Genomic DNA, 15171 nt, shown 5'->3' with positions numbered 1-15171 from the left:
CGGACGTGTCTGAGGTTTTTATTTAATGAATATTCTGATTGATCCTGCTGTAGTCATGCCCGACGTACAGAGTAGCGTCGATACACGCCGTATGGTCATCGAGCGCGTAGGAGTTCGAGGGGTACGCCATCCCATGCTGCTGGCTGTTGCCGATGGTACGGCCATGCCTACAGTAGGCAATTGGGAAATGACTGTTGCATTGCCCGCCGAAGAAAAAGGCACGCATATGTCACGGTTTGTCGCGCTGCTCGAGCAGTATCGCACCAAACCCATGACACCAAGCCTGTTTTGTAATATGGCTTTGGCCATGCTGCCCCTGCTTAACGCGCGCAAAGGTGATATCAGTGCATCTTTTCCTTATTTTTTGACCAAGCAGGCCCCTGTCTCGGGTGTGGCCAGCCTGATGGACTATGAGGTTACCTGGACGGCACGCGCGCAGGCCGACGAGCAGCCAGACGGCGACACGGCAGAGTTCGAGCTTTCTGTTTTGGTTCCCGTAACCAGTTTGTGCCCGTGCTCCAAGGCCATTTCCGAATATGGCGCACATAACCAGCGCTCGCATGTAACCGTTACCGCGGTATTCAAGGACCCCGCGCAGGTCGAGCTTGACGCCCTGATCCGTTCCGTCGAACAGCAGGCGTCCTGCGAGTTGTGGGGACTGCTCAAACGCTCCGATGAAAAGTATGTCACTGAGCGCGCCTACGAAAACCCCAAGTTCGTCGAAGATCTGGTGCGCGATGTAGCGGTTCAGTTGCAAAGTGTGCCTGCCATACAACGGTTCAGGGTGGTCGCAGAAAATTTCGAGTCCATACACAACCATTCGGCATATGCAGTTATAGAGGGCTGATCACCGGGTAGTTCCATTTGCCAGAAAAGCCAAAAAACTGCTAACATAGCTGGTTTCTTGCTCGATTTATAAGTTATTTTGAAGCTTATAGGCGGGCTGTCCCTTTTGACGAATCCAATTTCGGAGCGGCAAAAGATATCCTCAAGGAGTGTAGTTTATGCGTCACTACGAAGTAGTGTTTATTGTGCATCCCGATCAAAGCGAGCAAGTGCCTGCCATGATCGAGCGCTATCAGGGCGTTGTTACCAGCAATGGTGGCACGGTGCACCGTCTGGAAGACTGGGGCCGTCGTCAGTTGGCTTACCCCATCCAGAAACTCGTCAAGGCCCATTACGTTTGCCTTAACATCGAATGCGGCCAGGTTGCTCTCGACGAACTCGAGCATTCGTTCCGCTACAACGACGCCATTTTGCGGCACTTGGTCATCAAGACCAAAAAGCCCGTAACCGCGGCATCGCTGATGATGAAATCGGTCGAGCGTGAAGAGGCCCGCAAGGCCAGCACCGAAAGCACCGCGACCAGCCAATCGGAAGAATAAGGTCAATGTTTTCCCAGGTTACTGCGTGAACCAGTTTGTTCTAACCGCCATTGCCACCGAGGTCCAGCCTTTAAGGTACACCCCGGCCGGTTTGCCGGCAGTAGAAATAACACTGAATCACGAATCGGAAGTCCAGGAGGCTGGCGTTATGCGTCGCATAGAATTGGTTCTTTCGTCAGTTGCCCTCGGAGACATCGCCTTGCTGCTGGCCGACACGCCATTGGGCGCGTCCTTGTCGATAAAGGGGTTTATTGCCCCGGCACGCAAGGGCTCAAGCAAGTTGGTGTTGCACATACAGCAGGCTGACCGGATATTTGCCGGTGGCGCAAGCGCCGTTGTTTAGCAGGAATTCACAGCAAGAAGCTTGGGCGTCCTGAACGCCAGGCGCATCGAATTTACCGCTCGGAAGCACTCCGGGCACACAAGAGGCACATTATGGCTTACTTCAAAAAAAGCAAAGAGAAACGTAAATTTACGCAGCAAAACCCACTGTTCAAACGTCGCAAATTTTGCCGTTTTACAGCTGCCAACGTTGACGAAATCGATTACAAAGATCTCGACACCCTGCGTGATTTCATCCAGGAAAACGGCAAGATCATTCCTGCCCGCCTGACCGGCACCAAGGCACACTACCAGCGTCAGCTGGACACCGCCATCAAGCGCGCCCGCTTCCTGGCCTTGTTGCCTTACACCGATAACCACAACTAATCCGGGGCCTATCGTCATGCAAGTTATTCTGCTCGAAAAAGTTGTCAACCTGGGTAATCTTGGCGAAGTCGTTCGCGTACGCGACGGCTATGCCCGCAACTACCTGATCCCGCAAAAAATCGCACGTCGTGCGACGGATGCCGCTCTGAAAGAATTCGAAGCTCGCCGTGCCGAGCTCGAAAAAATTCAGGCTGAAAAATTGGCCGCTGCCCAGAAAGTCGGCGAAAAGCTGTCGGGTTCGACCGTTACCATTGCCCAGAAAGCGGGCGTGGATGGCCGTCTGTTCGGTTCCGTCACCACCATGGATATCGCTGCAGCGCTGGTCAGGGACGGCTACGAATCCGTCGAAAAATCGCAGGTTCGCCTGCCCGACGGCGCCCTCAAGGCTGTCGGCGAGTATCCCGTTCAGGTCGTGCTGCACGCTGATGTCGTTGTCGACATCACGGTTGTGGTACAGGGCGAAATGGCCTAAACCTGTGCGGTCCTGCGTGGTACATTCCCTAATCGGGGATGTACATCGCACAAATAAAAAAAGCCGGTGTATGCCGGCTTTTTTTCATCGTTACCCATCTTGTTCGGAGCATGGACTTGGACACCACGAAGACACACAGCGACCCGCAATTGGATTATCTGCGCGTGCCTCCGCATTCGGTCGAGGCCGAACAGTCGGTGCTGGGTGGCTTGTTGCTGGACAATGCCGCTTTCGATCGGGTTACCGACGTACTGAACGAAGACGATTTCTATCGATTCGACCATAAAATCATCTGGCAGCACATTACCCGGCTGATCGGCCTGGCCCGACCTGCCGATGTGGTCACCGTGCATGAATCGCTAAGCAGTGCGGGCAAGTCCGACGATGTGGGTGGACTTGCTTATTTGAATGCGTTGGCACACAACACACCGTCGGCTGCCAATATCCGCCGCTACGCAGAGATTGTCCGTGAACGCTCGATGCTGCGCAAGCTGGTTTCGGTAGCCGATGAAATTGCCGCCGGCGCCTTCAACCCGCAAGGAAAGGAAGCGCGCCAGTTGCTCGACGAAGCCGAGTCACGGGTGTTTCAGATCGCGCAGGAAGGCGCACGTGGTGCTGTGGGCTTTCAAGACATACAACCGCTGCTGACGCAGGTGGTGGAGCGCATCGACGAGCTATATCACCGCGAAGGCGATTCCGATGTAACGGGTGTGCCCACAGGATTTGCCGATCTCGACCGCATGACATCGGGCTTGCAGCCGGGCGACCTGGTCATCGTCGCCGGCCGTCCTTCCATGGGCAAGACCTCGTTCTCGATGAATATCGGCGAGCATGTTGCAATCGAGCAAGGCTTGCCTGTGGCCGTGTTTTCCATGGAAATGGGTGCCGTACAGCTGGCCATGCGCATGGTCGGTTCGGTAGGTATGCTCGACCAGCACCGCATGCGTACCGGCAAGCTGACGGCCGATGACTGGCCACGCCTGACACATGCAGTTCAGCAGGTCCAGGAAGCTCAAATCTATATCGACGAAACACCTGCCTTGACGTCTATGGAAGTCAGGGCACGGGCGCGCCGCCTGGCTCGTCAATGCGGTCAGCTGGGCATGATCATCATCGACTATATGCAGCTGATGTCGGGCAGTTCGTCTGGCGAAAACCGCGCGACTGAAATTTCTGAAATCAGCCGCTCCCTGAAGGGTTTGGCCAAAGAGCTCAACTGCCCGCTGATCGCTTTGTCGCAGTTGAATCGAAGTCTGGAGCAACGTCCGAATAAACGGCCTGTCATGAGTGACCTTCGTGAGTCGGGCGCTATCGAGCAAGATGCCGACTTGATCCTCTTTATTTATCGGGATGAGGTTTACAACCCTGACTCACCTGACAAGGGGACAGCCGAAATCATCATAGGCAAGCAGCGTAATGGCCCCATAGGTACCGTGCGTCTGACCTTCCAGGGCTCCAGTACACGCTTCCTGAACTATAGCGGCGGGCTGGGGCATTAGGCTTGTTGTGTGTGGCTTTTCCCCACCAGAATAACGCAGCGGCCACAAGAAACCTGATCCTTGCAAGGTAAAGCCGTAAATCCGAAAATCCGAAAACCAGAAAGCAGGAACCGGCCCGGCGTCAGACCCGTGACGGAGATGGCTCGGCTACCAGTGTGCGCCGGGCATACATGCCGGCAATAATCGCGCACACAATCAACTGGATCTGGTGGAAAATCATGAGGGGCAGCACGATGGCCCCTACGGCATGGCCTGCAAAGAGAATATTTGCAATGGGAATACCGGAACTCAGGCTTTTTTTCGCACCACAAAAGAGCAGGGCTATGCGGTCCTCAAGTCCAAAGTGCATAAAGCGGCCCAACAATTGCGTGGCACCCATGACTAGCCCCAGCAAGACGAGCGACACCGCCAGCAGGGCCAATAATGCCGAAGGTGGTGTGCTGGACCATAGTCCTCCAATCACTGCCGCCGAGAAAGCGCTATAGACTACAAGCAGAATAGATCCTTGATCCACATGCTTGAGCAGTCGGTTGCGCTTTACGACCCAGGTGCCTATCAAGGGCCGGGCAAGATGGCCCAGCACAAAGGGCAGCAAGAGCTGCAGCATGATTTTGCCCAGCGTATCGGTGCTCAGCGATGCACTGGCGGTGTTGGTGCCGGCCAGGACCAGACCTGTCAGCACGGGAGTCAGGAATACTCCCAGCAGGCTGGATGCCGAGGCGCTGCAGATTGCGGCCGGCACATTGCCGCGAGCAATGGCAGTGAACGCAATAGCCGACTGTACAGTGGCGGGCAGACAGCACAGAAACAGGACGCCAGTGTATAAGTCGGGTGTAAGGTAGCCGCCGAACACGGGTCCGATCAGCAGGCCCAGTATCGGGAATACCAGAAAAGTGATGGAAAAAATGCTGGCATGCAGTCGCCAATGTCCTGCACCCGCAATAATAGCCCCGCGGGAAAGTCGTGCGCCGTGTAGAAAGAAGAGCAATGCAATGGCCAGGCTGGCCGCCCACGAAAAAATTGTGGCGCCCACGCCGTGGGCTGGCAACAGACTGGCCAGCACGATGGCAATAAGCAATTTGATCAGAAAAGGGTCGATGGAGAAGCGTGAGGTCATCGGAGGGGGATGGGTTGCAGCAAAAGCGTTCAGGACATGGCCAGGGCCAGGTTGTAGGCGGCAAGTAGCGAGGACGGATCGGCAATGCCTTGTCCGGCAATATCGAAGGCGGTGCCATGGTCGACGCTTGTGCGTATGAAAGGCAAACCAATGGTGACATTGACACCCTGATCTATGCCCAGATATTTCACCGGAATCAGGCCCTGGTCGTGATATTGGGCCACCACGATGTCAAACTCACCTTGGCGTGCACGCATGAAAACGGTGTCGCCGGGCCAGGGGCCGCTGGCGTCGATGCCTTCGGCTTGCGCTTGCTCTATGGCCGGCTTGATGACTAGGCTTTCTTCTTGTCCGAAACGGCCATCTTCTCCGGCATGTGGGTTGAGGCCAGCTACGGCGACCCGGGGTGCGATAATGCCGGCCTGAAGGCAGGCTCGATGTGCCAGCCGTATGGTTGTCAGTTCGAGCTCTGGGGTGAGCAGGGTACTGACTTGGCCCAAAGGGACATGGATGGTGGCCAGAATGACACGTAGCTCCTGATTGGCCAGCATCATTGCATAGTGCGTCGTGGCACTGCGCTCAGCCAGAATTTCGGTATGGCCGGGATAGTCGGCGCCGCCCGCCTGCATGGCACGCTTGTTAAGGGGTGCCGTGACGATGGCCCGTAATTTGCCTGCCATGGCGTCGTCTATGGCGTGGCATAGGTATTCGTAGGCACCGCGGCCCGCGAGTGCGCTCAGTTGACCCGGAGCAAGGTCAGGGGGAAGCTCCTGCCAGCGGTTGAGCACAGGGATGCGGCCTGCTTGGCCTTGCGCCAGTCCTGCGTCGCTGATGAGCTCCACTTGCAGAGCATGGGCCAGTCCGAGTTGAGTGATGGTGCTGTCGAGAATGCTGGCATCACCATAGACCAGTGCAGGGTGGGGCAAGTCGGCAGCAAATAGCTTGACGATGATCTCCGGGCCTATGCCGGCAGCATCGCCCATGGTGAAACCGACCGGCAGGAGAGAGGATGTAGTCATGAAGTCGTATGACGATGTTTCATGCCGCTCATGTTAGAGCGCCTCGCTGGCGTAATCGGCAAGCCTGGAGCGCTCGCCTCGTTGCAGGGTGATGTGGCCGGAATGCGGCCAGCCCTTGAACCGGTCCACCACATAGGTAAGCCCCGAGCTACCCTCGGTCAGGTAAGGCGTGTCGATCTGGGCAATATTGCCCAGGCAAACGATTTTGGTGCCCGGGCCAGCCCGTGTAACCAGTGTCTTCATTTGTTTGGGCGTCAGATTTTGTGCCTCGTCTATGATCAGGAACTTGTTCAGAAAGGTTCGTCCTCGCATAAAGTTGAGTGACTTGACCTTGATGCGTGAACGTATCAGTTCCATGGTCGAGTTCTTGGACCAGTCCTGGCCACCGGTTCCACCCATCTCGTTATTGCCTGCGCCCAGGTGCAGGACTTCCAGGTTGTCCTCGAGTGCCCCCATCCATGGCAACATTTTTTCTTCTTCCGTGCCTGGCAGAAAACCGATGTCATCGCCCACCGGTACGGTGGCACGGGTGATGATGATTTCGTTATAACGCTTGGTTTCCAGCGTTTGGGTCAGGGCGCTGGCCAGAGCCAGCAAGGTTTTTCCGGTCCCGGCCTGACCGAGTAGTGACACGAAGTCGCAATCGGGATTCATGAGAAGGTTCAGGGCGAAGTTCTGCTCGCGATTGCGGGCGGTAATGCCCCACACATTATTCTTGCCATGGCTATAGTCGCGCAGAGTGGCCAGCACCGCACTGCGTCCGCTGACTTCCTTGACCTGCGCCTGCAGGGGCATTTCGCCGTCGAAATACACGAACTCATTGACAATGAACTCAGAGCACAGAGGGCCCTTGACGCGGTAGTAAGTGGTGCCACCTTGCTGCCAGGATTCGACATCTTTGCCGTGCTTGAGCCAGAAGTTTTCCGGCAGAGGCATGACACCGTCGTACAGTAGGTCGGAGTCGTCCAGTACATGGTCGTTCAGGTAATCTTCGGCAGGCAGGCTGAGCGATAAAGCCTTGAGCCGCATATTGATGTCCTTAGACACCAAAATGACTTCACGTTTGGGGTGAGCCAGCTGCAGTGCGTGGACCACATTCAGAATGGCGTTGTCGGCTTTGCCCAGCGGCAATTCGATAGGCAGCTTGGAGTGCATGGCCGATGTCTGGAAGTGCAGGTTACCCAGCGCTTCCTGGTTGCCCAGCGCATCGAGCAAAATCCCCTTGTCCAGCTTGTTTGCGCCGCCGACCAGACCATCGAGGAACCGGCTGACCTGACGTGCATTGCGTGCGACTTCAGACATACCCTTTTTTTGATGATCGAGCTCTTCGAGCACCATCATGGGCAGGAAGATGTCGTGTTCTTCAAACTTGAATAAAGAGTTGGAGTCGTGCAGCAAGACATTGGTATCCAGTACGAACAGCTTGCGCTTGGAGACCGGCAGTCGGGTCTTTTTTTCGGTACGTGTGGCCACGACAGACAGGACCGGTGGCTCGGCTACCGGAGGCGTCAGGGCTTTGGTACTGGTCTTGGCGGGAATCTGACGCTTGGCAGCGGGCTTGTCGGGACGAGTTGCCGGAGTCTTGATTTCAGGCGCTTCTGGTACGGCGACGTCGGAAGAGACGGAAACCATGGCGCCCATGCGGGTCGGCAACTTGGGTAGCGGCATATAGTGTGTGCTCCTGTGGCATTCAAAAATAGGCAAATGGGCTTGCCGCAGTGTTTATTCCTGGTCGCGAACGGTCTGCAAAACTTCGTCGACATGGCCCGGTACCCGCAGGCCACGCCATTCACGCAGCAGGACGCCGCCGGCATCGATCAGGAACGTACTGCGTTCAATACCCCGTACCTGTTTACCGTACATGTTTTTCATTTTCATGACGCCGAATAGCTCGCACAAGGCTTCATCCTGGTCGGTGATCAGGGGGAAGGGCAGTGTTTGCTTGTCGGTGAAATTGTTATGGGACTTGAGTGAATCGCGCGAGACGCCGACGATTTGGCAGCCTGCATCGACAAAGGCCTGGTAGTTGTCGCGGAAACCTTGTGCTTGGGTTGTGCAGCCCGGTGTGCTGTCTTTGGGGTAGAAATACAACACGGTGCGATGCCCCAGCAAACCCTTCAGGCTGATTTCGCCCTGTGTGCTGGTGGCAGTAAAGTCGGGAATAGGTTTGCCTACGGCAATCTGGCTCATGCAGCCTCCTCGTAAGGTAGCAGGGCGACGACGACACGCCGGCCCTCGGACATCAGGATATTGTAGGTGCGGGCAGCCGCTTGTGTGCTCATGGCTTCGACTCCGATGCCGACACTGAGCAAGGCTTGTGTGACATGGCTGGGCAGCAAGTGCTGCCTGAGTCCGGTGCCTATCAGTACGACCTCGGGTGCATCGGCGGGTTTTTGCGGCACAGCAGCATCATCGAGAAAAGCCATGGGATCGACCTTGGCATTGCTGAGCCCGGCGATCTCGCGCAAGCTGCCGGCGGAGATGTCGGCGGCGGTGGTCACGTGCCAGGGGTGTATTTCGCCTTCAGGCGCAAAATAGACGGGATGCGTATAGCTGACCTCGTTGATTTCAACGTAGTCGTGTCCGTAGGCCGTGACGGTATTGAGCGCGGGATTGGATTCGCTTTGTAATTGCACAGAAAACTCCGAAAATCATCTTGATCATAGCGCAAAGCCATCTTGGTACAAGGCGTTTTCCAGTTTTTTTAGGATGGATTACACTTGTCAGCTATCTTGCCGGAAGGTGCCGGCAGATGATTTTGTTGCATTGCACCCTTAAATAAACCCCTCTTTTCATTCCACGCCCTGGATCATCATGACGAATTTTCCTCGTATAGAACGTCTGCCACCTTATGTATTCAACATTACCAGTGAATTGAAAATGGCAGCGCGCCGGCGGGGCGAAGACATTATCGACATGTCCATGGGAAATCCCGACGGGCCAACGCCCAAGCATATTGTGGACAAACTGGTCGAGGCCGCCCAGCGGCCCGACACGCACGGCTACTCGGTGTCCAAAGGTATCCCGCGCTTGCGCAAGGCTATTTCAGGTTGGTACGAGCGCCGCTATGGCGTGCCGATCGATTCTGATTCCGAAGCCATTGTCACCATAGGCTCAAAAGAGGGGCTCGCCCATCTGATGCTGGCCACGCTCGATCGCGGCGACACTGTATTGGTGCCCAATCCCAGCTATCCCATTCACATCTATGGTGCGGTCATCGCCGGCGCGAATATTCGTTCAGTGCCCATGACCCCGGGGCTGGACTTCTTCGAGGAAATCGAACGGGCCGTACGGGAAAGCATCCCCAAGCCCAAAATGATGATACTGGGTTTTCCCAGCAACCCCACCGCACAATGCGTCGATCTGGCTTTCTTCGAGCGCATCATTGCCCTGGCCAAAGAACACAATATTCTGGTTGTGCACGATCTGGCCTACGCCGATATCACCTTTGATGGCTACCAGGCGCCATCCATCATGCAGGTCGAAGGCGCGCGCGATGTGGCGGTCGAGTTCTTTACCATGAGCAAAAGCTACAATATGGCAGGATGGCGCATAGGCTTTATGGTGGGCAATCAGGAGTTGGTCAATGCCCTGGCCCGCATCAAAAGCTATCACGACTACGGCACATTCACGCCCATACAGGTGGCTTCCATTGCCGCGCTCGAAGGACCTCAAGATTGTGTGGCCCAGGTTGTCGAGCAATACCGCAACCGTCGGGATGTGCTCTGCAAAGGGCTGCACGAAGCCGGCTGGATGGTCGATATTCCGAAGGCGTCGATGTACATCTGGGCCAAGATTCCCGAGTTCTACGAAAGTCTGGGCTCGCTCGAATTTGCCAAACGGGTGCTGGCGGATGCCAAAGTGGCCGTTTCGCCTGGCATAGGCTTTGGCGAATACGGCGATGGCTACGTGCGCTTTGCGCTGATTGAAAACGAGCAACGTACCCGCCAGGCGGTACGAGGCATTAAAGAGATGTTCCGTAAGGACGGATTAGGTAAATGAGTCCTATAAAAGTAGGTTTGCTGGGTCTGGGTGTGGTCGGAGGCGGTACCTGGAAGGTGTTGACGCGTAACGCCGAGGAAATCGCCCGTAGGGCGGGCCGGCATATCGAAGTCACCGCTGCGGCGGTGCGCGATCTTGACAAGGCAAAACGCCTGGTCGGCGATTCGGTGATGCTTACGCAAGATGGCTTTGATGTCGTGCGGCACCCCGATATCGATATCGTGGTCGAGCTCATTGGTGGCGATACCCTGGCGCGCGATTTGATCATGGAGGCCATTGCCCAGGGCAAGCACGTTGTTACAGCCAACAAGGCGCTGCTCGCCAAGCACGGCAACGAGATCTTTGCCGCAGCCCATGCGCAGGGCGTCATGGTGACCTTCGAGGCGGCCGTGGCAGGGGGCATCCCTATCATCAAGGCCATACGCGAAGGCCTGACCGCCAACCGCATCCAGTGGCTGGCGGGCATCATCAACGGTACGACTAATTTCATCTTGTCGGAAATGCGTTCTCAAGGGCTGCCGTTCGATCAGGTGCTGGCCGAGGCGCAGCGCCTGGGCTATGCCGAAGCAGATCCCACTTTCGACATCGAAGGCGTTGATGCCGCTCATAAGCTGACTTTACTGGCCTCACTGGCGTTTGGCATACCTGTTCAGTTCGACAAGGCCCACATCGAGGGCATATCGCAGTTGGCCGCCGAAGATATCGCCCATGCCGAAAGGTTGGGCTACCGCATCAAGCTGCTTGGCATTACACGCCGCTGCGACAAGGGCATAGAGCTGCGCGTACATCCTACTTTGGTGCCTATGTCATGTCTGCTGGCCAATGTTGAAGGCGCCATGAATGCGGTGCTGGTCAGCGGCGATGTCGTTGGTCCGACCATGTATTACGGTCAGGGCGCGGGAGAGCTGCCCACGGCGTCCGCTGTCGTGGCTGATCTGATTGATGTGACGCGGCTGGAGTCTGCTGATCCAGGGCATCGAGTGCCGCATCTGGCCTTCCAGCCCGATGCCATGGACGATACCCCCATACTGCCCGTGTCCGAAGTGACATCTTCCTATTACTTGCGTATGCGTGTACAGGACCGCCCAGGCGTATTGGCTGATATTGCCAGTATTCTGTCCGAAACGGATATTTCCATCGGCTCCATGTTCCAGCAGCCACATGGTGAAACCGAAGCCGACATCATTTTTCTGTTGCATCAAGCACGTGAAGGTTCAGTCGATACAGCATTGGACAAAATTCATGCGCTGTCCTTTGTGCACACCAAGGTGACTCGTCTGCGTGTGGAGAACCTGCTATGAAATATTTGTCTACCCGTGGCGGTATGGCGCCCCAGCCATTTTCGGATATCTTGCTGGAGGGTCTGGCGCCCGATGGCGGGCTGGCCCTGCCGGAAAGCCTGCCTGCAATTAGCGCAGACACACTCGAGGCCTGGCGCAAACTGAATTACGCTGAGCTGGCCACCGAAATTCTGGCCTTGTTCATCGACGACATCCCAAGAGCTGACCTTGCACGCCTCACCCATGCCGCCTATAGTGCCGACGTGTTTGGCAGCGAGCAAATTGTGCCACTCAAGCCACTCAATAAAGGAATGAGTTTGTTGGGCTTGTCGGAAGGGCCAACGCTTGCGTTTAAAGATATGGCCATGCAGTTTCTGGGCCAGGTATTTGAGTATGTACTGGACAAACGCCAGGCCACGCTGAATATATTGGGCGCTACCTCCGGTGATACGGGGTCGGCGGCCGAGCACGCCCTTAGAGGCAAGCGTGGCGTATCGGTGTTCATGCTTTCTCCTCATGGCCGCATGAGCGACTTCCAGCGGGCGCAAATGTACTCCTTGCAAGATCCGAATATTCACAATATTGCCCTTAAAGGCGTGTTCGATGAGTGTCAGGACATTGTCAAGGCATTGGCGGGCGATCTGGACTTCAAGGCCAAACATAGCCTGGGTGCAGTCAACTCCATCAACTGGGCGCGTATTGCTGCGCAGGTTGTGTATTATTTCTGGGGCTGGCTCCGCGCTACCACTGCCTCTGGTCAACAAGTTTCTTTTGCCGTGCCATCAGGCAATTTCGGCAATATCCTGGCTGGCCATATTGCTCGCCGCATGGGTTTGCCGGTGCGCCGCCTGGTTCTGGCCACCAACGAAAATAATGTGCTGGAAGAGTTCTTCCGTACGGGCATTTATCGCCCACGCCCGGCATCGGAAACTCATGCCACTACCAGCCCGTCCATGGACATCTCCCGTGCCTCCAACTTCGAGCGCTTTGTGTTCGACCTGCTGGGCGGTGATGCCGACAAGGTACGGGCATGCTGGAACGAACTGGCCGTTTCCGGTCAGTTCGACTTGAGTGACAAATTACCCGAGTTCGAAACCCGCTACGGCTTTGTGGCGGGTGTCAGCACGCATGCCGATCGCCTAAATACCATACGAAGTGTCCAGCAAGAAACCGGCGTTCTGATAGATCCGCATACTGCCGACGGCGTCAAGGTAGCGGCAAACTATGTCGAACCAGGCATTCCCATGATCGTGCTCGAAACGGCATTGCCCGCCAAATTCAGCGAAACCATCGAGGCAGCCACCGGCAAGCCCGCACCCGTTCCCGCTCATTTGCAGAACCTGGCATCGTTGCCGCAGCGTGTTGTGGTACTCGATTGTCAGGTCGAGCTGGTTCGGGATTACATCAGCCGGCACGCGCCTGCCTGATACGGGCTTTATGTGGGCTGTACCAGGCTCAGGTGCAGTGACCGTGCAGCGGCACGGCCGCTGCGTATGGCTCCCTCCAGTACACCCGGGTAGCCGGTGTCGGTCCAGTCGCCAGCCACCCACACGCGCGGCCAGGGCGTGGCGACGCCAGGCCTGGCCAGGCCAGGCCTGGCCGCAAACGTGGCACGTTTTTCAATAATCAGGTCGTGGCCGGTAACGCGGGGCATGGCGCCGAACCGCCTTGTTTGCGTCTGTACTTGACGGATAATGGCGTTGACGACATCGCTTTGTGGATGTGCTTGCAATGCTGTGGCATCGCTGATGACAATATGCAGCAGGCGAGTGGCATTGGCCGCTTCCACAAGAGAGGCTTCGTCCTGCTGAAGCTGAGGGTATGCGCTGCGGTCAAACAGCCATTGGCCAAACTGCAGCTGACGGGGGTTGTCGCGCAACAGCATCATGGGATGCGGCAGCTGCCAGGGTTGTTCCAGTTGCAGGGTAAGCGTTGCAATAGGCAAAAAGCTGAATGTCGACAGCATGTCCAGGTAAGGCTGGCTGTCGTTTGCGGTGTCCAGCTGTTTCAGCAGCCTGAGGGTAGAGGGCGTATTGCCTGCCACAATCACTGCATCAAATCCGTTGCCATCTATAGTGACACCGTTTGGGCACGCACGCAGGTGCCGGACGGTGTGGGCAAGATGTAGCGCTGTTTCGCTGCCGTTCTGCTCGCCCAGTTGGCGTGCCAGCTCGTCAGGCCATAGCTGCGATAAATCGACCCTCGGTATCAATACGTCAGTGGCCGTTTTAGTGCCACCCAGGCTATCTCGCAACACATGAGCGAACAATAAGGCGCAGGCCTCTGCTATGGGTGTGTTAAGGGCAGCCAGGCATAGTGGTTGCCAGAAGCTGCATATGGCGTGAGGCGATTGCCTGCCTTGTTCCAGCCATTCCAGGACGCTCAGTCCTGCGGCGGGTGTCCAGTCCTGCCCACGCAATCTGGCGACAAGCGTGATCAGACCCAGGCGCTCTTTTATGTTCAAGCCACTTGCTGTGAGTACGCCTGCCAGCAAATGCAAGGGGGCGGGCAACGGTAGGGTGCGCAGCTTGAATGTCCCGTCGGCGCTTTGCAGAGTCAGGCGTTCGCGATGAAACAGACGGTTGGGATCCAGCCCCAGCTCACGCATGAGCGCCTGGGTTTCGGTGTAGGCACCCAACAGGATGTGCTGTCCGTTGTCTATGGTTAATTTCAGTGAGCGCGACCGCACCCTGCGTGCACGGCCACCCAAATCACGGGCAGCCTCGAAGAGCGCAACGGCATGGCCCAGTCGGTGCAGCGTCCAGGCAGCGGTCAGCCCAGCCCAGCCGGCGCCTATGACCGCTACCTTCATTGGCTCAGGCGTTTGATCAAGCCTCGCCCACCGCCTACCCATACTTTCCAGGCCAGTCCGAACTTGCGTATGGGAGTCAGCGAAATGCGCTGATCGAGCACCTGCCAGTTATCGAGTTCTATTTCGCGGAGCAGGGCGTGGTAAATGGCCGCCATCATCAGTCCTGGCCGTTGTGCACGCCGGTCGGCTTCTGGCAGCGCCTGCACCGCCTCGCGATAGCATTGTCTGGCGCGTTCCGTCTGAAAGCGCATCAGGTCGACAAATCGGTCGGAATGGTGTCCGTCGATAATTTCGGCTGCCGTCACGTTGAACTTTTGCATGTCTTCCACTGGCAGGTAGATTCGGCCGCGTCGGGCGTCGTCGCCGACATCCCTGATGATGTTGGTCAGTTGAAAAGCCAGGCCAAGCTTTTCGGCATAGACCAGGGTTTCAGGCTGCGTATAACCAAAAATGCTGGCCGAAAGTTCACCCACTACGCCGGCGGCGTGCCAGCAGTATTTTTTCAGGCCCGCCCAATCAGAATAGCGAGTCTGGTCCAGATCCATTTCCATGCCGTCGACAATAGCGTACAGGCGGTCTGCGCTCAGATCATAGGCATGTACATGAGGTTCGAGAGCCTGAGTGACCGGGTGCTCGGCTTTGCCGGCATACATGCCTTCGATTTGGCTGCGCCACCAGGCCAATTTCATGCGGGCTACGGACGGATCTGTGCATTCGTCGACCACGTCGTCGACTTCGCGGCAAAAAGCGTAGAGCGCCGTGATAGCCTTGCGGCGCTCGGGCGGCAGGAACAGAAAGGCGTAATAGAAGCTGGAGCCGCTTTTGGCGGCCTTGTTCTGGCAGTATTCGTCAGGACTCATCGTGTACTTCAGGTAAG

16 protein-coding genes are annotated in these 15171 nt (G+C 56.6%); 9 read left to right on the top strand and 7 right to left on the bottom strand.

All coding sequences use genetic code 11. The features are described from left to right. Nucleotides 1-25 precede the first annotated feature (25 nt). From folE2 to ERD84_RS13020, 6 genes are all read left to right on the top strand, one after another. Nucleotides 26-847, top strand: coding sequence for a GTP cyclohydrolase FolE2 (folE2, locus tag ERD84_RS13045; RefSeq protein WP_130040111.1), 822 nt, complete (start codon nucleotides 26-28; stop codon nucleotides 845-847). A gap of 157 nt (nucleotides 848-1004) precedes the next feature. Next, nucleotides 1005-1385, top strand: coding sequence for a 30S ribosomal protein S6 (gene rpsF, locus ERD84_RS13040; RefSeq protein ID WP_130040110.1), 381 nt, complete (start codon nucleotides 1005-1007; stop codon nucleotides 1383-1385). 25 nt (nucleotides 1386-1410) lie between these two features. Beyond that, complete coding sequence (gene priB, locus ERD84_RS13035) at nucleotides 1411-1728, top strand: primosomal replication protein N (protein ID WP_130040109.1); 318 nt, start codon at nucleotides 1411-1413, stop codon at nucleotides 1726-1728. 92 nt (nucleotides 1729-1820) lie between these two features. Beyond that, nucleotides 1821-2093 carry a 30S ribosomal protein S18 gene (rpsR, locus tag ERD84_RS13030; protein WP_013741556.1) on the top strand — a complete coding sequence of 91 codons (273 nt, stop codon included), beginning with the start codon at nucleotides 1821-1823 and terminating at the stop codon, nucleotides 2091-2093. Between the two features lie 16 nt (nucleotides 2094-2109). Continuing rightward, nucleotides 2110-2565 carry a 50S ribosomal protein L9 gene (gene rplI / locus ERD84_RS13025; protein ID WP_130040108.1) on the top strand — a complete coding sequence of 152 codons (456 nt, stop codon included), beginning with the start codon at nucleotides 2110-2112 and terminating at the stop codon, nucleotides 2563-2565. Between the two features lie 116 nt (nucleotides 2566-2681). Further along, nucleotides 2682-4064 carry a replicative DNA helicase gene (locus tag ERD84_RS13020; RefSeq protein ID WP_245150699.1) on the top strand — a complete coding sequence of 461 codons (1383 nt, stop codon included), beginning with the start codon at nucleotides 2682-2684 and terminating at the stop codon, nucleotides 4062-4064. A gap of 121 nt (nucleotides 4065-4185) precedes the next feature. Here ERD84_RS13020 and ERD84_RS13015 read toward each other — a convergent pair whose 3' ends face one another. From ERD84_RS13015 to ERD84_RS12995, 5 genes are read right to left on the bottom strand one after another with little or no spacing between them, the layout of a single operon-like run. Then, nucleotides 4186-5181 carry a bile acid:sodium symporter family protein gene (locus ERD84_RS13015; protein ID WP_130040106.1) on the bottom strand — a complete coding sequence of 332 codons (996 nt, stop codon included), beginning with the start codon at nucleotides 5179-5181 and terminating at the stop codon, nucleotides 4186-4188. A gap of 29 nt (nucleotides 5182-5210) precedes the next feature. After that, complete coding sequence (gene pdxA / locus ERD84_RS13010) at nucleotides 5211-6200, bottom strand: 4-hydroxythreonine-4-phosphate dehydrogenase PdxA (RefSeq protein WP_130040105.1); 990 nt, start codon at nucleotides 6198-6200, stop codon at nucleotides 5211-5213. A gap of 33 nt (nucleotides 6201-6233) precedes the next feature. Next, on the bottom strand, nucleotides 6234-7868 hold the full coding sequence (locus tag ERD84_RS13005; protein WP_130040104.1) for a PhoH family protein: 1635 nt from the start codon (nucleotides 7866-7868) through the stop codon (nucleotides 6234-6236). A gap of 54 nt (nucleotides 7869-7922) precedes the next feature. Beyond that, nucleotides 7923-8390 carry a peroxiredoxin gene (locus ERD84_RS13000; protein ID WP_130040103.1) on the bottom strand — a complete coding sequence of 156 codons (468 nt, stop codon included), beginning with the start codon at nucleotides 8388-8390 and terminating at the stop codon, nucleotides 7923-7925. Further along, nucleotides 8387-8836 (bottom strand): Mth938-like domain-containing protein, encoded by a 450-nt coding sequence (locus tag ERD84_RS12995; RefSeq protein WP_130040102.1) that lies wholly within the window; start codon nucleotides 8834-8836, stop codon nucleotides 8387-8389. The genes ERD84_RS13000 and ERD84_RS12995 overlap by 4 nt, the downstream gene beginning before the upstream one ends. 178 nt (nucleotides 8837-9014) lie before the next feature. On the opposite strand from ERD84_RS12995, the gene alaC reads away from it, so the two are divergent. From alaC to thrC, 3 genes are read left to right on the top strand one after another with little or no spacing between them, the layout of a single operon-like run. Then, nucleotides 9015-10202, top strand: coding sequence for an alanine transaminase (gene alaC / locus ERD84_RS12990; RefSeq protein ID WP_130040101.1), 1188 nt, complete (start codon nucleotides 9015-9017; stop codon nucleotides 10200-10202). After that, complete coding sequence (locus ERD84_RS12985; protein ID WP_130040100.1) at nucleotides 10199-11503, top strand: homoserine dehydrogenase; 1305 nt, start codon at nucleotides 10199-10201, stop codon at nucleotides 11501-11503. The genes alaC and ERD84_RS12985 overlap by 4 nt, the downstream gene beginning before the upstream one ends. After that, nucleotides 11500-12909, top strand: coding sequence for a threonine synthase (thrC, locus tag ERD84_RS12980; protein ID WP_130040099.1), 1410 nt, complete (start codon nucleotides 11500-11502; stop codon nucleotides 12907-12909). Before ERD84_RS12985 ends, thrC begins: the two co-directional genes overlap by 4 nt. A gap of 8 nt (nucleotides 12910-12917) precedes the next feature. Here thrC and hpnE read toward each other — a convergent pair whose 3' ends face one another. Beyond that, nucleotides 12918-14294: a hydroxysqualene dehydroxylase HpnE gene (gene hpnE, locus ERD84_RS12975; protein WP_130040098.1), complete on the bottom strand. Its 1377-nt coding sequence runs from the start codon at nucleotides 14292-14294 to the stop codon at nucleotides 12918-12920. Next, a complete protein-coding gene (gene hpnD / locus ERD84_RS12970; RefSeq protein ID WP_130040097.1) occupies nucleotides 14291-15154 on the bottom strand; it encodes a presqualene diphosphate synthase HpnD in 864 nt (287 codons plus the stop codon). Before hpnD ends, hpnE begins: the two co-directional genes overlap by 4 nt. Nucleotides 15155-15171 lie beyond the last annotated feature (17 nt).

Source organism: Pollutimonas harenae (assembly GCF_004153685.1).
Lineage (GTDB): Bacteria > Pseudomonadota > Gammaproteobacteria > Burkholderiales > Burkholderiaceae_B > Pusillimonas_C > Pusillimonas_C harenae.
Note: the sequence above shows the minus strand (reverse complement) of the source record. Positions and strands in the feature narration are given on the sequence as shown.